Annotated in this window: 19 protein-coding genes; 9 read left to right on the top strand and 10 right to left on the bottom strand. The window is 70.7% G+C overall.

What is annotated here, in order from left to right:
* Positions 1 to 581: 581 nt before the first annotated feature.
* Complete coding sequence (locus tag ABFX81_RS28550) at positions 582 to 1,232, bottom strand: DNA-3-methyladenine glycosylase (protein ID WP_086847481.1); 651 nt, start codon at positions 1,230 to 1,232, stop codon at positions 582 to 584.
* A 145-nt stretch (positions 1,233 to 1,377) separates the two neighbouring features.
* On the opposite strand from ABFX81_RS28550, the gene ABFX81_RS28545 reads away from it, so the two are divergent.
* From ABFX81_RS28545 to ABFX81_RS28535, 3 genes are all read left to right on the top strand, one after another.
* The gene (locus tag ABFX81_RS28545) at positions 1,378 to 2,160 is read left to right on the top strand and encodes a sporulation protein (RefSeq protein ID WP_086847483.1); all 783 of its coding nucleotides are present in this window, start codon (positions 1,378 to 1,380) and stop codon (positions 2,158 to 2,160) included.
* Between the two features lie 53 nt (positions 2,161 to 2,213).
* On the top strand, positions 2,214 to 2,753 hold the full coding sequence (locus ABFX81_RS28540; protein ID WP_086847485.1) for a YbhB/YbcL family Raf kinase inhibitor-like protein: 540 nt from the start codon (positions 2,214 to 2,216) through the stop codon (positions 2,751 to 2,753).
* Between the two features lie 210 nt (positions 2,754 to 2,963).
* The gene (locus ABFX81_RS28535; RefSeq protein WP_086847488.1) at positions 2,964 to 3,470 is read left to right on the top strand and encodes an HNH endonuclease; all 507 of its coding nucleotides are present in this window, start codon (positions 2,964 to 2,966) and stop codon (positions 3,468 to 3,470) included.
* 63 nt (positions 3,471 to 3,533) lie between these two features.
* Here ABFX81_RS28535 and ABFX81_RS28530 read toward each other — a convergent pair whose 3' ends face one another.
* From ABFX81_RS28530 to ABFX81_RS28520, 3 genes are all read right to left on the bottom strand, one after another.
* Positions 3,534 to 4,493, bottom strand: coding sequence for an SPFH domain-containing protein (locus tag ABFX81_RS28530; protein ID WP_086604733.1), 960 nt, complete (start codon positions 4,491 to 4,493; stop codon positions 3,534 to 3,536).
* 131 nt (positions 4,494 to 4,624) lie between these two features.
* On the bottom strand, positions 4,625 to 5,056 hold the full coding sequence (locus ABFX81_RS28525; RefSeq protein WP_086847490.1) for an NfeD family protein: 432 nt from the start codon (positions 5,054 to 5,056) through the stop codon (positions 4,625 to 4,627).
* Positions 5,057 to 5,151: 95 nt separating this feature from the next.
* Positions 5,152 to 5,949 carry an ABC transporter ATP-binding protein gene (locus ABFX81_RS28520; protein WP_086847492.1) on the bottom strand — a complete coding sequence of 266 codons (798 nt, stop codon included), beginning with the start codon at positions 5,947 to 5,949 and terminating at the stop codon, positions 5,152 to 5,154.
* Between the two features lie 161 nt (positions 5,950 to 6,110).
* On the opposite strand from ABFX81_RS28520, the gene ABFX81_RS28515 reads away from it, so the two are divergent.
* Complete coding sequence (locus ABFX81_RS28515; protein ID WP_346138857.1) at positions 6,111 to 6,896, top strand: hypothetical protein; 786 nt, start codon at positions 6,111 to 6,113, stop codon at positions 6,894 to 6,896.
* Positions 6,897 to 7,187: 291 nt separating this feature from the next.
* On the opposite strand, the gene ABFX81_RS28510 is transcribed toward ABFX81_RS28515, so the two are convergent.
* The 3 genes from ABFX81_RS28510 to ABFX81_RS28500 form a co-directional block, all read right to left on the bottom strand.
* Positions 7,188 to 7,430, bottom strand: a complete 243-nt coding sequence (locus tag ABFX81_RS28510) for a chaplin (RefSeq protein ID WP_086847493.1) — start codon at positions 7,428 to 7,430, stop codon at positions 7,188 to 7,190.
* A 156-nt stretch (positions 7,431 to 7,586) separates the two neighbouring features.
* The gene (locus ABFX81_RS28505) at positions 7,587 to 8,228 is read right to left on the bottom strand and encodes a response regulator (protein ID WP_086847495.1); all 642 of its coding nucleotides are present in this window, start codon (positions 8,226 to 8,228) and stop codon (positions 7,587 to 7,589) included.
* Positions 8,221 to 9,366: a GAF domain-containing protein gene (locus ABFX81_RS28500; RefSeq protein WP_086847497.1), complete on the bottom strand. Its 1,146-nt coding sequence runs from the start codon at positions 9,364 to 9,366 to the stop codon at positions 8,221 to 8,223. Before ABFX81_RS28500 ends, ABFX81_RS28505 begins: the two co-directional genes overlap by 8 nt.
* Before the next feature lie 228 nt (positions 9,367 to 9,594).
* Here ABFX81_RS28500 and ABFX81_RS28495 point away from each other — a divergent pair, with 228 nt between their 5' ends.
* The 3 genes from ABFX81_RS28495 to ABFX81_RS28485 all read left to right on the top strand — a co-directional run bounded on the left by ABFX81_RS28495 (position 9,595) and on the right by ABFX81_RS28485 (position 12,425).
* Positions 9,595 to 10,293 (top strand): SDR family NAD(P)-dependent oxidoreductase, encoded by a 699-nt coding sequence (locus ABFX81_RS28495; protein ID WP_086847499.1) that lies wholly within the window; start codon positions 9,595 to 9,597, stop codon positions 10,291 to 10,293.
* Positions 10,290 to 11,354 carry an S-adenosylmethionine:tRNA ribosyltransferase-isomerase gene (locus ABFX81_RS28490; RefSeq protein ID WP_086847500.1) on the top strand — a complete coding sequence of 355 codons (1,065 nt, stop codon included), beginning with the start codon at positions 10,290 to 10,292 and terminating at the stop codon, positions 11,352 to 11,354. Before ABFX81_RS28495 ends, ABFX81_RS28490 begins: the two co-directional genes overlap by 4 nt.
* A 342-nt stretch (positions 11,355 to 11,696) precedes the next feature.
* A complete protein-coding gene (locus tag ABFX81_RS28485) occupies positions 11,697 to 12,425 on the top strand; it encodes a transglycosylase SLT domain-containing protein (RefSeq protein WP_086847502.1) in 729 nt (242 codons plus the stop codon).
* Positions 12,426 to 12,516: 91 nt separating this feature from the next.
* Here ABFX81_RS28485 and ABFX81_RS28480 read toward each other — a convergent pair whose 3' ends face one another.
* Positions 12,517 to 15,066: an ABC transporter ATP-binding protein/permease gene (locus ABFX81_RS28480; RefSeq protein WP_346138856.1), complete on the bottom strand. Its 2,550-nt coding sequence runs from the start codon at positions 15,064 to 15,066 to the stop codon at positions 12,517 to 12,519.
* Positions 15,067 to 15,308: 242 nt separating this feature from the next.
* Between ABFX81_RS28480 and ABFX81_RS28475 the strand changes: the two genes are divergently transcribed.
* Both ABFX81_RS28475 and serB read left to right on the top strand, forming a co-directional pair.
* On the top strand, positions 15,309 to 17,492 hold the full coding sequence (locus ABFX81_RS28475; RefSeq protein ID WP_346138855.1) for a streptophobe family protein: 2,184 nt from the start codon (positions 15,309 to 15,311) through the stop codon (positions 17,490 to 17,492).
* Positions 17,493 to 17,620: 128 nt separating this feature from the next.
* Positions 17,621 to 18,835: a phosphoserine phosphatase SerB gene (gene serB, locus ABFX81_RS28470; protein WP_086855372.1), complete on the top strand. Its 1,215-nt coding sequence runs from the start codon at positions 17,621 to 17,623 to the stop codon at positions 18,833 to 18,835.
* A 92-nt stretch (positions 18,836 to 18,927) separates the two neighbouring features.
* Here serB and ABFX81_RS28465 read toward each other — a convergent pair whose 3' ends face one another.
* Together ABFX81_RS28465 and ABFX81_RS28460 are read right to left on the bottom strand one after the other, a co-directional pair.
* Entirely contained in the window at positions 18,928 to 19,446 is a 519-nt protein-coding gene (locus ABFX81_RS28465; RefSeq protein ID WP_086855373.1) for a histidine phosphatase family protein, read from the bottom strand.
* 65 nt (positions 19,447 to 19,511) lie between these two features.
* On the bottom strand, positions 19,512 to 19,718 hold the full coding sequence (locus ABFX81_RS28460) for a hypothetical protein (RefSeq protein WP_086855374.1): 207 nt from the start codon (positions 19,716 to 19,718) through the stop codon (positions 19,512 to 19,514).
* Between the last annotated feature and the right edge of the window lie 75 nt (positions 19,719 to 19,793).

The raw sequence follows: 19,793 nt of genomic DNA, 5'->3' as shown, positions 1-19,793 counted from the left end.
ATGTGTTAAGCACGCCGCCAGCGTTCGTCCTGAGCCAGGATCAAACTCTCCGTGAATGTGTACCGGTAATCCGGTCGACACCACGAGAGCGGAACAGTCAGGCGGAATAGGCCCGACCGTTCACAGCGTCCTCGCTGTGTTTTTTCAAAGGAACCTCGCCCCAGCTGATGCTGGAGACGGGGTATCAACATATCTGGCGTTGACTTTTGGCACGCTGTTGAGTTCTCAAGGAACGGTCGTTTCCTTTGTACTCACCCTCTCGGGCTTTCCTCCGGGCGCTTCCCTTCGGTCTTGCGTTTCCGACTCTATCAGATCTTTTTCTCGATCCGATTCCCTGTCGGAGGGATTTGCCGGGCGGCCTTGGCTTTCGCTCGTCGGCCTTTCGACATTCACTACGTTAACCGATTCGCCGTCCAACTCATAATCGAGTCCGTCGACGCCGAATTCAGGCATGCGGGCACGCCGAATTCGCCCCTGCTGAGGGGAGTCGCTAGGTAGTGGGTTGGCCGCTTCCGGCTGCTGGCGAATGCCGTACCCGGGTCAAGCGGCTCGGGCTACATTACGCATCTTGAGGGGACGCGTCAACTTCGGCGGCGCCTCGGGACATGGGCCCGATAGGGGCTCACCGTCGGGTCGTTGGCGACCCAGAAGCGCCAAGGGTGGATGTCGCCGTTGCCCCCGTCGCCCGCGACTCCGGTGCGTGGGCCGTTGCGTACCTGGTCACGGGGTACGGGCGTGCCCGTGAGCATCCTCAGGGGTGTGGCGTCGGAGGTGCAGGCGTCCGTGCCGTCCAGGGAGCGGTCCACGTTCAGGGCCGTGGCCAGACGGGCCGGGCCTTTGGCCAGTTCCTTGTCGTTGCGGGCCGAGAGTCGACGGGTGCGGGCCAGCTCGGCGCCCTCGATGATCTCGCCGGCGCGGAGCAGGACCGCGCTCGCCCTGCCCTCGGGGCCGCACACCAGGTTCATGCAGAACCACATGCCGTACGTGAAGTAGACGTAGACGTGCCCGGGGGGACCGAACATCACGCCGTTGCGGGCCGTGCGGCCGCGATAAGCGTGGGAGCCGGGATCGTCGGCACCGTCGTAAGCCTCGACCTCCGTCAGGCGGAGGGCGATCGGACCGTCCGGGGTGGTGCGTACCAGGATGCGGCCGAGGAGGTCGGGGGCGACATCGAGGACGGGTCGGTCGAAGAACTCCCTGGACAGGGGCGTACGGTCGGGGGTCGCGATCATGCCCTCCGAGGGTACTGGAGACGGGTGGTGCGGTGGGGTGGCCTCAGGGCGCCGGCCTTGCCAGGGTGAGGGCATGGAACCGGCCACGGCCGGATCGCGTTTGTATGGATCAAGGATCCACCCGTAGTGGGCGAGAGGGAGAGACATGGCGTTCAAGAAGCTGCTCGCGAGCCTGGGGGCCGGCGGGGCTTCCGTCGAGACGGTGCTGCACGAGGTCAACGTCGTGCCGGGCGGTGTCGTCCAGGGTGAGGTGCGGATTCAGGGCGGGTCCGTGAACCAGCAGATCGAGGGGCTCTCGGTCGGGCTCCAGGCCAAGGTCGAGGTGGAGAGCGGCGACCAGGAGTACAAGCAGGACATCGAGTTCACCAAGTCCCGGCTGGGAGGGGCGTTCGAGCTTCAGGCGAACGCGGTGCACGCGGTCCAGTTCGGGCTGGAGATTCCGTGGGAGACGCCGATCACGACGATCGACGGGCAGGAGCTGCGCTCGATGCACATCGGGGTCTCCACGGAGCTGGAGATCGCGCGGGCGGTGGACTCCGGTGACCTGGACCCGATCAACGTGCACCCGCTGCCGGCGCAGAAGGCGATCCTGGACGCGTTCATCCAGCTGGGCTTCCGGTTCAAGAACGCGGACATGGAGCGCGGCGTCATCCGGGGTACGCGGCAGAAGCTGCCGTTCTACCAGGAGATCGAGTTCCACCCGCCGCAGCAGTACCGGGGGCTGAACCAGGTCGAGCTGAGCTTCGTGGCCGACGCGCAGGCCATGGACGTGGTGCTCGAGATGGACAAGAGGCCGGGGCTCTTCAGCGAGGGCAGCGACACCTTCCGCTCGTTCCAGGTGGGTCTCAACGACTACCAGGGGACCGACTGGGCGGCGTACCTCAACCAGTGGCTCTCCGAGGTCGGCAGCAAGCGCAACTGGTTCTAGGAAAGGCCCTAGGCTCGGTATCGACTGCAAGAACCGATCCAGGAGGTACCGAGGTGACCGAGCTCAAGCGGCGGCCGCTCCCCCACGACTTCCATCCGCCCGTGCCGTCGTTCACGGTGACGAGCGAGGACGTCCAGGAGGGGGCGACGCTCAAGGACGCTCAGGTCCACGCGGCCGGCAACACCTCGCCGCAGCTGCGGTGGGAGGGCTTCCCGCCCGAGACCAAGAGCTTCGCCGTGACCTGCTACGACCCCGATGCCCCGACGGGCAGCGGGTTCTGGCACTGGGTGCTGTTCGACATCCCGGCGTCGGTGACGGAGCTGCCGGCGGGTGCGGGCAGCGGCAAGTTCGAGGGGCTGCCCGAGGGTGCGGTCCACGCTCGTAACGACTACGGCGGCAAGGAGTTCGGCGGTGCCGCGCCGCCGCCCGGGGACGGGCCGCACCGGTACGTGTTCACGGTGTATGCCGTGGACCAGGAGAAGCTCGGTCCGGACGCGGAGGCGTCGCCGGCCGTTGTGGGCTTCAACCTGCGGTTCCACACGATCGGGCGGGCCCAGCTGATCGGTGAGTACGAGGTGCCCGCCGAAAGCTGAGTGAGCCGCCCCGCCATCCCGGCGTTCACGGAACGTTTGCCCGCTCCTGGTCTTGGAATTGATCAGGAGCGGGCATTTTTGTTGCCGGGGGTCGCGGGGGTCACCTCTCGCGGGAGCAGCAGATATTGCGTTGTCCATCTCGGCGTGCCCGGCCAGAGTTGATCCCAGCCCGCCAGGGGGTGGGCCGGTGCACACAGGAGGTGGGCTGGTATGCGGGACACGCTGGTACTCAACGCGAGCTTCGAGCCGCTGTCGACGGTGACGCTTAACCGAGCCGTCGTTCTGGTGCTTCAGGACAAGGCCGTCGTCGAGCAGTCCCACCCCGAACTGCGGATGCGAGGAGCCGCGGTCGACATACCGGCGCCCCGTGTGATCCGGCTCTGCCAGTACGTACGGGTGCCCTTCCGAAGACGGGCGCCGTGGTCGAGGCGGGGTGTGCTGGTCCGGGACCGGCACCGGTGCGCGTACTGCGGGAGGCGGGCGACGACCGTCGACCACGTGGTGCCGCGGTCGAAGGGCGGTCAGGACACCTGGCTGAACACGGTGGCCTCATGTGCGCAGGACAACCACCGCAAGGCCAACCGGACTCCGGAGGAGGCGGGGATGCCGCTGCTGCGGCAGCCGTTCGAGCCGACTCCGGCGGACGCGATGCTCCTGGCGCTGGGGCAGGACGACTTCGACGCGCTGCCGGAGTGGCTGGCCCAGCCTGCGGCCTAGCCCGGCAGTCGCATGAAGGGGCCCGCTTCCTCCGGGAAGCGGGCCCCTTCATGCGGTGTCGGGTCAGTCGAGGGACGGCTTCTCGCGGCGTTCCTGGGCGGGGACGCCGCCTCCGGACGCGCCTGAGTTGCCGCCGGAACCGCCGCCCAGGCCGCCGAAGTTGCCCATGGCACCCGAGAGGCCCTTGAGGGCGTCGCCGATTTCGCTGGGGACGATCCAGAGCTTGTTGGCGTCGCCTTCGGCGATCTTGGGGAGCATTTGGAGGTACTGGTAGGAGAGCAGCTTCTGGTCCGGGTCGCCGGCGTGGATGGCCTCGAAGACCGTACGGACGGCCTGGGCCTCGCCCTCGGCGCGCAGGGCGGCCGCCTTGGCCTCACCTTCGGCGCGCAGGATCTGGGACTGCTTCTCGCCTTCGGCGCGCAGGATCTCGGACTGCCGGACACCTTCGGCCTGGAGGATGGCCGCGCGCTTGTCGCGGTCGGCGCGCATCTGCTTCTCCATCGAGTCCTGGATGGAGGTGGGCGGCTCGATCGCCTTGAGTTCGACGCGGTTGACGCGGATGCCCCACTTGCCGGTGGCCTCGTCGAGGACGCCGCGCAGCGCCGCGTTGATCTCCTCGCGGGAGGTCAGGGTCCGCTCCAGGTCCATGCCGCCGATGATGTTGCGGAGCGTGGTGACCGTGAGCTGCTCGATCGCCTGGATGTAGCTGGCGACTTCGTACGTCGCGGCGCGGGCGTCGGTCACCTGGTAGTAGATGACGGTGTCGATGTTGACGACCAGGTTGTCCTGGGTGATCACCGGCTGCGGCGGGAAGGGGACGACCTGTTCGCGCAGGTCGATGCGGTTGCGGATGGTGTCGATGAACGGGACGACGATGTTGAGGCCGGCGTTCAGCGTCCGCGTGTAGCGGCCGAAGCGCTCGACGATGGCCGCGCTGGCCTGTGGGATGACTTGGATCGTCTTGATCAGGGCGATGAAGACCAACACCACCAGAATGATCAGGACGATGATGACCGGTTCCATCGTCGTTCCCCGTATCCCTTCTCCGCTTCGGCGCCTTCGGCAGATCTATGGTTGTCGAAGATCTTGCTGGTCGAGTCTGTCAGACCGTCGCGTAGCTGGCGAGGAGTTCGCTCCAGTTACGTCCTGCGAGGTCACATGACGATCGCGGTGGCTCCTTCGATGTCCACGACGTCCACTTCCTGGCCTACTTCGTAGGCGCGGTCGGTGTCGAGGGCGCGGGCCGACCAGACCTCTCCGGCCAGTTTGATCCGGCCGCCGGAAGCGTCGACACGTTCCAGGACGACGGCTTGTCTGCCCTTCAACGCGTCCACGCCGGTGGCGAGTTGCGGTCGCTGGGCGCGATGCCGGTTGGCGATGGGCCGTACGACGGCGATGCCCGCGGTCGAGATGACGGCGAAGACGACGACCTGGGCGACGGCTCCGCCGCCGAAGACGCCGCTGACCACCGCGGCGCCGATGGCGCCCACCGCGAGCATGCCGAGTTCGGGCATCGCGGTGACCACGAGCGCGATGCCGAGCGCCGTCGCGCCGATCAGCCACCACAGCCATGCGTCGATTTCCACGTGGTCATGGTAGGTCCGACGCCCCTGTCGCCGACAGGGCGCCCGGCGTGTGAAATGCCGTTCTTACTTTGGGATTTGCGGGATGAGGGGCCGGGTCAGGACAGCGGGAGGCCCTGTGCCGTCCAGCGCTCGCCCGCCTGTTCGACAACGAGCGGGAGGCCGAAGCAGAGGGAGAGGTTGCGGGAGGTGAGTTCGAGCTCCAGCGGGCCGGCGGCCAGCACCTTGCCCTGGCGGATCATGAGGACGTGCGTGAAGCCCGGGGGGATCTCCTCGACGTGGTGGGTGACCATGAGCATCGAGGGGGCGATCGGGTCGCGGGCGAGACGTCCGAGGCGGCGGACGAGGTCCTCGCGGCCTCCGAGGTCGAGGCCGGCGGCGGGCTCGTCGAGGAGCAGCAGCTCGGGGTCGGTCATCAGGGCGCGGGCGATGAGGGTGCGCTTGCGCTCGCCCTCGGAGAGCGTGCCGAACTTGCGCTCCAGGTACTCGCTCATGCCGAGGCGGTCGAGGAAGGCGCGGGCGCGCTTTTCATCGATCTCCTCGTAGTCCTCGTGCCAGGTGGCGGTCATGCCGTACGCGGCGGTCAGTACCGTCTCCAGGACCGTCTGGCGCTTGGGGAGCTTGTCGGCCATGGCGATGCCGGCCATGCCGATGCGCGGGCGCAGCTCGAAGACGTCGGTGCCGGGCTTGCCGAGGGTCTCGCCGAGGATGGCGGCGGTGCCCGAGCTGGGGAAGAGGTAGGTGGAAGCGAGGTTGAGGAGGGTGGTCTTGCCGGCGCCGTTCGGGCCCAGGATGACCCAGCGCTCGCCCTCCTTGACCGACCAGGAGACCTGGTCCACCAGAGCCCGGCCCTCGCGGACCACAGATACGTCCTGAAGCTCCAGAACATCGCTCATGAGCGCGTTGTCTCCCCTTGCAGTGTGGCCGGTCTCGGCTGTCGCGTAAGCCTGTGGCTCGGTCCGCCGCGCCGGTGGGCGCAGCCCTCCATGAAATCTACGCCACCGGTCGGCCCGGACATTCCCTCGGTCCGGTCCTTGGAGGGTCCTAGGGTGGGGACATGCTCACGGAACCGCGCGCAGGACGTCTCGCTGCATGGGGAAATGCACTTTTGGCCGGACTTGTCTCACCGGACGACGCCGTGCTCGCCATCGTCGGCGAGGACGCGGTGCATCGGGTGGAGGGGCTGCCGAGTGAGTCGGGCCAGGTCGGGCTGACGCTCGCACTGGGGCGGCTGCGGACGCTCGGGGTGACCGGGCTGCGGGTGGCGCTGCCCGCGCCGGGGCATCCGCTGGGGCTGAGCGGGCCGCCGGAGTTCAACGCGCGGGCGCTGGAGGCCGAGGAGGCCGTGGTCTGTTACGGGGCCGCCCTGGGGTTGGTGCCGGACGTGTACGAGGCCGGACCCGAGGGTGTGCAGGTCGAGGTCGTGTGGCACGTGCTGCCCGTGCGGGAGGCGCCGCCGGCGGATGTGCCGTCGCTGGGTGAGGCGGAGCGGGAGCTCGCGGAGGCCCTCCGGGAGGCGACCGAGGTGCTGACGCGGCTGGATGTGGCCGGGTCCGGGCCGGTGGCGGAGGCGGCTGTCGACGCGTACCGGGCTCGGGCCGAGCGGGGGCGGGAAGTGCTGGCACCGGGGTATCCGCCGCGGGCGGTGCGGGTGCTGGAGTTGGCGCAGCGGGTGGGGGCGCTCATCGCTGTGGCGACGGAGAGCGGGGCCGGGGGTGCGGTGAGTGCGTCGGAGATCTCTGCGCGGCGGGAGGCGTTGCGGGCGGTGGAGCGGACGGCTCGGCGGGCGCAGGTCGCGGCGTACAACTCCGTTGTGGAGGAGCGGGAGCGGGGGGTGCGGTGACCGGCGGTTGTGAAGGTGCTCGGCGTTGGTGCTGAGCGGGGTGCGGTGCCGTGACTGCCGGTTGTGAAGGTGCTCGGCGTTGAGGCTGAGGCCGGGGCGTTGCGCAGCCCGGCGGAGCGGGGTGCCGCCTGCGCCCACCCGTGCCGCCCTGGGGGCACCTCCCAGGCCCTTGAGGCACTGGGGGAGGCACGACTGCCCGCAGGCTCAGCCAGGCGCGCAAAGTCCTGACCGGCCTCCCGGGCAAGCCCGGGAGGCCGGTGGCACCTCCGGCTCGGAGACGGAGGTGGGGCGTCAGTGGTTGACGGCGAGGTTGCCGAAGGCGGGGTTCAGGACGCCCACGACGTTCACGCTGTTGCCGGACACGTTGACCGGGACGTGCACCGGGGCCTGGACGACGTTGCCCGAGCCGACGCCCGGGGAGCCCACGGCCTGGCCGTCGGCGTGCGCGCTGGTGGCGGAGGCGATGCCCGCGCCCGCGGCCAGCAGGCCACCGGTCACCATCGTCACGGCAGCGGCCTTCTTCAGGTTCTTCACTTCTGAGCCCTCCTTGCGATCGCCGCGGCAGGCGCCGCAGCACGCACTGGAGAACGGCGGAGATCCACCGAGGTTGCGCCATGTGAGGGACGTTCCCACGACAGTATGAATCTCAGCTCGGAATGGAACCCTCCGTGTTGCCGGGGAATGAGCGTGTCAGCCGGTCACGCCATGGCGAACGGCCCACAGAGCGGCCTGCGTTCGGTCGGACAGGTCGAGTTTCATCAGGATGTTCGAGACGTGGGTCTTGACGGTCTTCTCGGACAGGACGAGGGCGCGGGCGATCTCCCGGTTGGAGCGGCCGTCCGCTATCAGGCCGAGCACCTCGCGCTCCCGGTCGGTGAGCGAACCGGCCCTGCCAGGGCCCGAGTTGGCCTCCTCCTGGGACAGCAGGGCGTCGGCGACCTCCGGCTGGAGGAGGATGTGCCCGGCGTGGACGGAGCGGATGGCTCCGGCGAGGGCGTCGGGGTCGACGTCCTTGTAGACGTAGCCGGCGGCGCCGGCGCGCAGGGCCGGGACCACCGTGCGCTGCTCGGTGAAGCTGGTGACGATCAGCACGCGCGCGGGGTGGTCCAGTTCGCGGAGTCTGCGCAGGGCGTCGACGCCGTCCATGCCCGGCATCTTGACGTCCATGAGGATGACGTCGGGCCGCAGCTCCTCCGCGCGGTCGACTCCTTCGGCGCCGTCCGCCGCCTCGCCGACGACCTCTATGTCGTCCTGTACCTCCAGGAACGTGCGCAGGCCCCGGCGGACGACCTGGTGGTCGTCGACGAGCAGCACCTTGATTGCGTCAGCCACCGGGGACCTCCATCTCGATCGTGGTGCCCTTGCCGGGCCCCGATTCCACGGTCAGCGTGCCGCCCGCCCCGCTCGCCCGGTCCCGCATCGAGACCAGGCCCAGATGACGTCCCGCGCGGCGGACCGCCATCGGGTCAAATCCGCTGCCGTCGTCCGTGACCCGCAGGACCGCTCCGCCGCCGTGCCGGTCCAGGGTCACGTCGACGTGGTCGGCGCCGGAGTGGCGCAGGGCGTTGTGCAGGGCCTCCTGGGCGACTCGCAGGACGGCCTCCTCCTGGGAGGCGGGCAGGGCCTTCACACCGCGGGCGGTGAAGGTGACGCGGGCGGAGTGGGCGCGGTCGAGGACCTGGACCTGCGTCCGGAGGGTGGCGACGAGGCCGTCCTCGTCGAGGGCGGCGGGGCGCAACTCGACGACGGCCGAGCGCAGTTCGTCGGCGGCCTCGGCGGCGAGGGCCGCCACCTGCTGGAGTTCCCCCTTGGCACGGGAAGGGTCCCGGTCCACCAGGCGGGCCGCGGCCTGGGCGGTCAGGCGGAGGGAGAAGAGCTTCTGGCTCACCGCGTCGTGCAGTTCGTGGGCGAGGCGGGAGCGTTCCTCGGCGATGGTGAGTTCGCGGCTGCGTTCGTAGAGGCGGGCGTTGGTGAGGGCGATCGCCGCGTGCTGGGCGAGGATGCCGAGCAGTTCCTCGTCGTCCTGCGTGAAGCCGCAACCGCCTTCCGGCTTGGGGCAGTTCTTGTTGGCCAGGAACAAGGCGCCGATGACCTCGTCGCCGTCGCGGATCGGCAGGCCCAGGAAGTCGACCAGGTCGGGGTGGGCGCTCGGCCAGCCCTCGAAGCGGGGGTCCTTGCGGACGTCGGCGAGGCGCTCGGCCCTGGCCTCGCGGAGCATCGCGGCGAGGATGCCGTGCTGGCGCGGGAGGGGGCCGATGGCCTTCCACTGCTCCTCGCTGACGCCGTCGACCACGAACTGGGCGAAGCCGCCGTGGTCGTCCGGGACGCCGAGCGCGGCGTACTGCGCGTCGAGCAGCTCGCGGGCCGAGGCGACGATCGTCTTGAGGACGTCGCGCACCTCGAGATGCCTGCTCATGGCCAGCAACGCGGAGCTCACCGCGGCGAGGCCGGACCGGGGACCGTGACTCATGTCCTCACGGTACCGGCGGGCTGTGACAGGGCGGATCGGACCGCCGGCGGCGGGCGCCCGGTCCGGTGGGCCTAGGTCGCAGGGCCGAGGATGCCGACAGGGGGCGTACGGCCGGGGGCGCGGGGGCGTAGGGCGAAGGGACCCGGTGCTCTGCGGCCCGCGTCCGAGGCGGTCCGGGTGGCCGCGCTCCTACGTTGAGTGGACACGATCACGACGAGGGAGCGGGTCATGCCGGTTGCGATCATCACCGGGGCCTCGAAGGGCCTGGGCCGGGCGCTCGCGGAGGCCCTGGCCGGGCGGGGCTGGGATCTGGTGCTCGATGCCCGGGGCGCCGAGGCACTGGGGGACGCGGCAGAGGCCGTCTCCGCGTACGGCACGCGCGTGACCGCGCTGCCGGGGGACGTCACGGACGCCGCGCACCGGGCGGCGCTGGTGTCGGCGGCGTGGCGGCTCGGCGGTGTGGACCTGCTGGTGCACAACGCGAGCGCGCTGGGTGCCGAGCCGCTGGTGCGGCTGGAGGAGCTGACCCTGGAGGGGCTGCGGCGGGCGCTGGAGGTGAACCTGGTGGCGGGGCTGGGCCTGGTCCAGGAGGCGCTGCCGCTGCTGCGGGCCTCGCGGGCGGGCACCGTCATCGCGGTCAGCTCCGATGCGGCCGCCGAGGCGTACGAGACCTGGGGCGGCTACGGGGCGTCCAAGGCGGCGCTGGACCATCTGATGGCGGTGCTCTCCGTGGAGGAGCCGGGTCTGCGGGTCTGGGCGGTGGATCCCGGGGACATGGCCACGGACCTGTACGCGGCGGCCGTACCGGACGATCATGATCCGCGGCCGACGCCGGCGACTGTGGTGCCGGGGTTCCTGCGGCTGCTGGACGAGCGGCCGGTGAGCGGGCGGTACGGGGCTCCGGCTCTGGTGGACGGGATCCGATGACGCCGACCGTGCGGGTAGCGGAGGAGTTGTCGGCCCGGGTGCCGGTGGAGCAGCGGGGGCCGGGGCTGGACCGGGACGCCGTGCGGATGCTGGTGTCGCGGGGCGCGGAGGTGGCGCATCACACGTTCAGGGAGCTGCCGCGGCTGCTGCGGGCGGGGGATCTGCTCGTGGTCAACACCTCGGCCACGCTGGCGGCGGCCGTCGACGGGTGGATCGGGCACGCGCGCGTGGTGGTGCACTTCTCCACCCGGGGGGATGACGGCCGCTGGGCGGTGGAGCTGCGGGAGCCCGATGGGCGGGGCACCACGCGTGCGCGTGCGGGAGGGCCCACGGGTACGGAGGTGTGCCTGCCGGGAGGTGGAGGGCTGGTTCTGGAGGAGCCGCTGAGCGGGCGGCTGTGGTGGGCGCGGGTCACCGGGCCTGACGTGCCGGGGCTGCTGCGGAAGCGCGGGCGGCCCATTCGCTACTCCTACACGGAACGCGACCAGCCGTTGTCCGTCTATCAGACGGTGTTCGCACTGCCGTACGCGGACGGGGCGGGCAGTGCGGAGATGCCGAGTGCGGCGCGGCCCTTCACGGCGCGGGTGGTGGCGGAGCTGGTGAGCCGGGGCGTGTGGTTCGCGCCGGTCACGCTGCACACGGGGGTGGCGTCGGCGGAGGTGCACGAGCCGCCGTACCCGGAGCGCTTCTCGGTGCCCGGGACGTCGGCACGGCTGATCAACGCCGTGAAGGCCGGTGGGGGCCGGGTCGTGGCGGTCGGGACGACGGCGGTGCGGGCCGTGGAGTCGGCGGTGGGCGCCGAGGGGCCCGTACGCGCGCGTGCGGGGATCGACGGGCCCGTACGCGCGCGTGCGGGATGGACGGATCTCGTCGTCACGCCGGAGCGCGGCGTGCGGGTGGTGGACGGGCTGCTGACCGGGCTGCACGAGCCGGAGGCCTCGCATCAGCTGATGCTGGAGGCGGTCGCGGGGCGGTCGGCGATCGAGCGTGGCTACCAGGCCGCGCTCCAGGGCCGGTACCTGTGGCACGAGTTCGGGGACGTGCACCTCCTCCTGCCGTGAAAGGCCCTCACACACAGCATCGCTTGTGCAACGGGTGGTGAGAACGCGTGCCTCCCGATGTGAGCCCTCACATAGGACCCACGTCACGTACGAAAGTGCATAGGAGACAAAGCCCCACCTTTTGAGCGGCTCATACGGTCCAGTCTGCCCCGATTTGCCCTTCCCTGATCCACTATCGGGCTTCGTACGTCACACCTTTGCCACCCCATTTTGCGGCCGCTAAGAATGGCTGCCGTCGCTCAGCGCCGTGGGTTCACCTCCGCGGCGTTCGTGTCGGAAACACACCGAGTCCAACGCCGGACGCCGAGCGACTCCCGCGCTATTCGAAGAGGTCCCACCACCATGCCCAAGAACATCTTCAGCCGTGGCCGCAGTCGTACCCTGACCCGTCACCACAAGATCGCCATGGCGGGTGTCGCCACCCTCGGCGCCGCCGCCATCGGTTTCTCCGCGGTGCCGAGCGGGGCGTCGACCAAGACCACGACCGAGGCCGCTCAGCCGGCTGCGGTGGCGTTCAGCACCGAGCAGATCAAGGACGTCAAGGCCAGCGTCACCGACCAGATGGCCGGTGCCACGGTCAAGGCGGAGCAGATCGCGGCGAAGAAGAAGGCCGACGCCGCGGCCGCCGCCAAGAAGAAGGCCGCCGCCGAGGCGGCGAAGAAGAAGGCCGAGGCCGCGCGCAAGGCCAAGGAGGCGGCGAGCCGGGACGCCAAGCGCGCCCAGGTCAAGAAGGCCGCCGCCAAGAGCTACCCGAACAACCTCGACGGCTGGATCCGCGAGTCGCTCGACATCCTGAAGAAGCACGACATCCCGGCGTCCTACGACGGCATCCACCGCAACATCATGCGAGAGTCCTCGGGTAACCCGAAGGCGATCAACAACTGGGACATCAACGCCATCAACGGCGTCCCGTCGAAGGGCCTGCTCCAGGTCATCCCGCCGACCTTCAAGGCGTACCACGTCCCCGGCACCTCCTGGGACATCTACAACCCGGTCGCCAACATCACCGCCGCCTGCAACTACGCGGCCGACAAGTACGGCTCGATGGACAACGTCTTCGGCGCGTACTGAGGCTGGCGCGGACCTCTGCTCGCTGGACCGAACGCCGAAGGGCGGCACTCTCCTGCCGGAGTGCCGCCCTTCGGGCGTGGTGCGGCGGTGACTACTTGCGCATGACCTCGGGCTCGTGGCGGCGCAGGAAGCGGGCCACGAAGAAGCCGCAGATCACGCCGAGGGCGAGGAGCGCCCCCATGTCCATGGCCCAGGCCCCGACCGTGTGCTCCCACAGCGGGTCGGTGTCGCCGGCCGTCTCCGGCGGGCTGATCTTGTTGAAGTCCAGCGTGGCACCGGAAGCGGCGACCGCCCAGCGCGACGGCATCAGGAACGAGAACTGGTTGACGCCGATCGAGCCGTGCAGCGTGAACAGGCAGCCCGTGAAGACGACCTGGATGATCGCGAACATCACCAGCAGCGGCATGGTCTTCTCGGCGGTCTTGACCAGCGACGAGATGATCAGGCCGAACATCATCGAGGTGAAGCCCAGCGCCATGATCGGGATGGAGAGCTCGACGAGGGTCGCGCTGCCGAGGACCAGGCCCTCCTCGGGGATCTCCCGGCTGGAGAAGCCGATGACGCCGACCAGCAGGCCCTGGAGGACGGTGATCATGCCGAGCACGAACACCTTCGACATCAGGTACGCCGAGCGCGACAGGCCGGTCGCGCGCTCCCGCTCGTAGATGACCCGTTCCTTGATCAGCTCGCGGACCGAGTTCGCCGCGCCCGCGAAACAGGCGCCGACGGCGAGGATCAGCAGGACCGTGGTGGCGGTGCCGTTCGGGATGATCCGGCCGGTCTGCGGGTTGGGCGGGTTGGGCAGCAGACCCCGGTCCGCGTCGATGAGCAGGCTCACCGCGCCGAGCACGGCCGGCAGGATCACCATCAGGGCGAGGAAGCCCTTGTCGGACGCGATCACCGAGACGTAGCGCCGCACGAGCGTGACGAACTGGGACATCCAGCCCTGCGGCTTCGGCGGCTTCATCGCCTGCATCGGCGCTACCTGTACGGACTGCGGCGCAACGGCGTCGATGTCCGCGGCGTACATCTGGTAGTGCTGCGAGCCCTTCCAGCGGCCCGCCCAGTCGTAGTCGCGGTAGTTCTCGAAGGCGGAGAAGACATCGGCCCAGGTGTCGTAGCCGAAGAAGTTCAGCGCCTCCTCGGGCGGGCCGAAGTAGGCCACCGAGCCGCCCGGCGCCATCACCAGCAGCTTGTCGCAGATCGCCAGCTCCGCCACGGAGTGGGTGACGACGAGGACCGTACGGCCGTCGTCCGCCAGGCCGCGCAGCAGCTGCATGACGTCGCGGTCCATGCCCGGGTCGAGGCCGGAGGTCGGCTCGTCCAGGAAGATCAGCGACGGCTTGGTGAGCAGCTCCAGGGCCACGGAGACGCGCTTGCGCTGGCCGCCGGAGAGGGAGGTGACCTTCTTCTCCTTGTGGATGTCCAGCTTCAGCTCGCGCAGCACCTCGTCGATGCGGGCGTCGCGCTCGGCGGCCGTGGTGTCGGCCGGGAAGCGGAGCTTGGCCGCGTACTTGAGGGCCTTCTTGACGGTCAGCTCCTTGTGCAGGATGTCGTCCTGCGGGACCAGACCGATGCGCTGGCGCAGCTCGGCGAACTGCTTGTAGAGGTTGCGGTTGTCGTAGAGGACCTCGCCCTGGTCGGCCGGGCGGTAGCCGGTGAGCGCCTTGAGCAGGGTGGACTTGCCGGATCCGGACGGGCCGATGACCGCGATCAGCGACTTCTCCGGGACGCCGAAGGAGACGTCCTTGAGGATCTGCTTGCCGCCGTCGACCGTGACGGTCAGGTGGCGGGCCGAGAAGGAAACCTCACCGGTGTCGACGAACTCCTCGAGCCGGTCCCCGACGATGCGGAACGTCGAGTGGCCGACGCCGACGACATCGGCCGGGCCGAGCAGCTGCGTGCCGCCCTTGGGGATCGGCTGGCCGTTGACGTACGTGCCGTTGTGCGAGCCAAGGTCGCGGATCTCCATGCGGCCGTCGGGCGTCGAGTGGAACTCGGCGTGGTGCCGGGAGACCTGGAGGTCGGAGACGACCAGCTCGTTCTCCAGGGCACGGCCGATGCGCATCACGCGGCCGAGGGAGAACTGGTGGAACGTGGTCGGGCTGCGGTCGCCGTAGACCGGCGGCGCCCCCGCGACGCCACCGGGGCCCTGCTGTTGCGGCGGGATGTGCGCCGCGGGCTGCTGCTGCGGCTGCTGCCAGCCGGCCTGGGCCTGCTGCTGCGGGGCCTGGGACTGCTGGTGGGGCGCCTGCTGGGCGGGTGCCTGCTGGGCCCAGCCGGGGTTCGCGGCTTGCGCCGCGTACGGCTGCTGCTGGGGCTGGGCCTGCGGCGTGGCGACGCCGGCCGCGGCGTCCGACAGGTTCAGGCGCGGGCCGTCGGTCGCGTTGCCCAGGTGCACCGCCGATCCCGGGCCGAGCTCCATCTGATGGATCCGCTGCCCCTGCACGAACGTGCCGTTGGTGCTGCCATGGTCCTCGATGACCCAACTGCGGCCGTTGAAGCTGACCGTGGCGTGACGCCAGGAGACCCTGGCGTCGTCGAAGACGACGTCCCCCTGCGGATCACGTCCGAGGGTGTATGCCCTGGACGGATCGAGCGTCCAGGTACGTCCGTTTGATTCCAGTACGAGTTCCGGCACTCCATGCCCCACTGAGTTGTCCCCCGAGTTACCCCCGACATGGGGAGTCTAGGGATGTCGAACATCGGGTGGAACTATTTCAGTAGCGGCCGCCTGACCGAAAGTCGGGCCTTGTGAAGACCGCGTTCGGACGCTTCGGCCGTTTCCGTTGACGGGGTTGAAAACGGGCCGGAGAGTGGTATTTCGACGCGAGGGGGACATGCGCGGTGGTCCCCGCCGCTCAGCGGATCGGGGGGTCTGCCATGGGTGCCGGTACAGGTGTCGGGACGGCGAGGGACGGCACGCGCGTGCCGTGGACGGACGTGCTGATGTCCGCCGTCGCCGCCGTGAGCTGGGCGTTGATCGGGATGGCGGGTACGGCGGCGCTGGGTCTACGGCTGCTGGAGGCGGATACGGCGGGCTCGTTGGGGCCGATGACCGCGGCGGTGGTGGCCCTTGGGGCGGGTGGTTCGGTCACGCCGTCCGGTGACGTGTCGGCCTTCGGTCTCACGGGCGCGGAGGCGGAGACCGCCATCGAGATCACGCCACTGGGGGTGAGCCTGGTCGGGGCCTTGCTGCTGTCGTACTTCTTCCTGAGGTCCTTGCGCGCGGCGGGAGTTGTGATAGCGCCGGCCGAACTCCTCGCACGCGCGGGTGCGGTGGTCGCGCTGTTCGTGGCGATGCTGGGCGGGCTCGCCTGGGCGGGTCACGACGTCATCACGATCGACGGCGGCGCGCTGGGCTTGGACGACCTGACGGGCGGGGGCGGTCGAGGTGGAGGCGGCCTGGAGATTCCCGGGCTGGGGGACATCGGGGGGTTGCTGCCGGACCGGCTCGGCGACCTGGTCGACGCGCAGGCGGCGGTCGGTTTCACGGTCGACACCGCGCCCACGCTGCTCGGCGGGCTCGGCTGGTCGGCCGGGATCCTCCTCATCGCCCTGCTGGCCTCGCGCCGCACGCCGCTGCCGCGGGGCTGGGAGGCCGTGCACCGGGTCGTACGGCCCGCCGTTTCCGCGGTGGTGACCGTGCTGCTGGTGGCGGTGGCGGCGGGGCTCGCGGCGGCGGCGTACGCGGCGACCGGCGACGACCATCCCCGGCGCATCGCCGGCGCGGCGCTGCTCGGGGCGCCGAACGGGGTGTGGCTGGGAGTCCCGATCGGCCTGCTCGTGCCGTGGGACGGCCGGGCCACGGGTGAACTGACCCGTCTCCTGCCGGACCCGCTGGACGACCTGCTCGCGGTCCGCTCCGACCAGCCGGTGACGCTGGGGCGGCTGGCCGAGCTGGACGGGCGGGTGTGGCTGCTGGGGGTGGCGGCGGCGTTGACGATGGTGCTGGCGGGGGTGCTGACGGCGGTGCGGACGCCGGTGGGGGGCGGGTCAGGAGGGCCTGGGGGTGTATGGGGTCCGGGTGCCCTCGGTTTCGCGGGGCGGTGTGCTCTGGGGCTGGGGGTCGCGACCGCGTTGTCCCTGCCGTTGCTCGTCCGGCTGACGGACGTGTCCGTGACGGCCTCCCTGTCCGTGCTCGGCTTCGACGCGTTCGGCGCGGGCATCGAACTGCACGGGCACCTCGGCATGGCCCTGCTGCTGGGCGCGGTGTGGGGTGCGGGGGCCGGGGCGGTGGGGGCGTTGCTCGCGTGGGCGAGCGGGGCCGCCGGACGGTGGGCGACGGCTTTGGCTCGGGGGCAGGGGGTGGCGGGCGGCGGTGTGACCGGGGCCGGTGCTCCCGAGGCCGGTGCGCCCGAGACCGGTGCGCCCGGGGCCGGTGGGGCGGGAAGCCGGTCGGGGGCTGGATGGGCCGGGTACGGGCAGGGGGCCGGGCCGGCTGCGGCAGGGGGCGGTGTGGGACAGGTGGGGTACGTGGCGGGGGCCGGGCAGGCCCGGCCGTGGGCCGATACGGGGCAGGCTGGAGGCGACGCCGGTGCCGGGCAGGGGGGAGCGGGAGCCGGCACAGGGCAGACCGCCCCGGACGCCGGCGCCGGGCGGTCCGGCGTCCGGGGCGGCTCCGGCGGCGGCCGGGCATCGTCGTACGGGGACGAGGCCGGGCCGTACGTGCCGGGAACGCCGTACCGGCCACCGAACCCGGCCACCAATCCGTACCTCCGGGTACCGGAGGAACTGCGCGAGCCGGAGGACGCGCGGCCTGTCGGTGAGGAAGGGCCGCCCGATGGGACGCCGGAGCCCGGACGGCGGGCCGGTGAGGGCCGGCAGCGAGGGGAGAGCCGGCGCCCGCCGCACGAGGCCCACCCGGACGGTGACCCGGCCGCGCGCCGGGACGGTGACATGTACGGCGCGCCGACGGTGGCCCGGCCGGTGGGGCCGCCCCCGCGCGGGCCCCGGCAGCCGCCCGGCCCCAAGGGCGGCAACCGGCCGCCGGCCCGGCCGGACGACGGGCCGCCGCCTCCGCCGCCTCCTCCCCCGCCGCCGCGGAAACCGCGTGGCGGCAAGTGATCCGGCGGGACAGGGACTCCGCACCGGAAGGCAAGGTTCGCGCCACCCACACGACACCCACTGTTCGCTGTCCGCCAGGCGGACCTCACGGGCGGTACGACCTGCCCGCCGGATACGGTGGAACCACCATGAGCGCTTCGCAGACCTCGTCCTCCGACGTCCCCACCCTCCTCGTCAAGATCTTCGGCAAGGACAGCCCGGGCATCACGGCCGGCCTCTTCGACACCCTCGCCGCCTACTCCGTCGACGTCGTCGACATCGAGCAGGTCGTCACCCGTGGACGAATGGTGCTGTGCGCGCTCGTGACCGAGCCGCCCCGGGGGCTCGAGGGCGATCTGCGGGCGACCGTCCACAGCTGGGCCGAGTCGATGAAGATGCAGGCGGAGATCATCTCCGGCCTCGGCGACAACCGGCCGCGCGGGCTGGGCCGCTCCCTGGTCACCGTGCTCGGACATCCGCTCACCTCGGAGGCGACGGCTGCGGTCGCCGCGCGGATCACCAAGACCGGCGGCAACATCGACCGTATCTTCCGGCTCGCGAAGTACCCCGTGACCGCCGTCGAGTTCGCCGTGTCCGGCGTGGAGACCGAGCCGCTGCGCACCGCCCTGGCGCCCGACGCGGCCAAGCTCGGCATCGACGTGGCGGTCGTCGCCGCCGGTCTGTACCGGCGCGCGCAGCGCCTGGTCGTCATGGACGTCGACTCGACGCTCATCCAGGACGAGGTCATCGAGCTGTTCGCCGCGCACGCCGGCTGCGAGGACCAGGTCGCCGAGGTGACGGCGGCCGCGATGCGCGGCGAGCTGGACTTCGAACAGTCCCTGCACGCGCGCGTGGCGCTGCTGGAGGGGCTGGACGCCTCGGTCGTGGACAAGGTGCGCAGCGAGGTGCGGCTGACGCCGGGCGCCCGCACCCTGATCCGTACGCTGAAGCGGCTCGGCTACCAAGTCGGCGTCGTCTCCGGCGGTTTCACCCAGGTCACCGACGACTTGAAGGAACGGCTCGGGCTGGACTTCGCCCAGGCCAACACGCTGGAGATCGTCGACGGGAAGCTGACGGGCAAGGTCACGGGCGAGATCGTCGACCGTGCCGGCAAGGCCCGGCTGCTGCGCCGGTTCGCCGCCGAGGCGGGTGTGCCGCTGTCGCAGACCGTGGCGATCGGTGACGGTGCCAATGACCTGGACATGCTGAACGCGGCCGGTCTGGGCGTCGCCTTCAACGCCAAGCCGGTGGTGCGCCAGGCCGCGCACACCGCGGTGAACTTCCCCTTCCTGGACACCGTGCTGTACCTGCTGGGCATCACGCGCGAAGAGGTCGAGGCAGCGGACACCGTCGACACGGTCTGAAGCGGCACACACGGTCTGAACGGCATCCGGCCCCGGCGTCTCGGGAGAGCCCGGCACCGCGCCGGTGCCGGGCCCCGGTCACCCGGAGTCGGTCACTCGGTCGGCGCCCAGTAGTCCAGCAGCGTGCCCACGCCCGGCTCCACGCTCTTCCACGAGCCGCTGAAGGACAGGATGGCGAAGGCGGCGGCCGGGAAGCCGCGGCGGCTCATCCGGTCGCGCGCGTCGCCCTCCGCCGTGCCCGCCAGGATGTCGGCGAGGCCCTGGATGCCAGGGTTGTGGCCGATCACGAGGATGTTCTGCACGTCGTCGGGGGTCTCGTTGAGCACGGCGATCAGTTCGCCCGGCGAGGCCTCGTAGATCCGCTCTTCGTAGATGGTTTTCGGCCGCTGCGGGAACTCCTGGACGGCGAGCTTCCAGGTCTCCCGGGTCCGGACCGCGGTGGAGCAGAGGGCCAGGTCGAAGGGGATGCCGGTGTCGGCCAGCCTGCGCCCGGCCTCCGCCGCTTCCTTTCTGCCCCGGTCGGCGAGCGGACGCTCCTGATCGCTCACCTGTGGCCAGTCGGCTTTCGCATGGCGGAAGAGGACAATCCTGCGGGGTTCTGCGACGCTCATAAGATCCAGCTTCGCACGAAACAGGCCATCGGGCGCAGGGAGTTGACCACCGTCTTCAGCCGTGGTCAGCGGGATATCAGCTGCTGGACCCACTCGAAGAGGTGAGTGATCAAGGGGTCACCGGTGGCCGCCTGGGCATCGGACGGGTTCAGGATCAGCAGGAGCAGCGCGGCGAAGGCGAGCGTGGGCAGGGCGAGGGCCCACCAGGGCAGCCGGCTGTCGGCGCCCACCCGGGTCGCCGGATGGGGCCGGGTGTGCACAGGAGCCGACATGGGTGCCTCCGCTCTCCGAATGGTCCGTGGCCCGCGTCTCGCGGTCACACGTCGAAGTTACGGAGTCTCCGGGCG

Origin of the sequence: Streptomyces coeruleofuscus, assembly GCF_039532725.1 — a bacterium.
GTDB classification, from domain to species: Bacteria; Actinomycetota; Actinomycetes; order Streptomycetales; family Streptomycetaceae; genus Streptomyces; species Streptomyces coeruleofuscus.
This window is presented reverse-complemented; position numbering and strand designations above follow the sequence as displayed.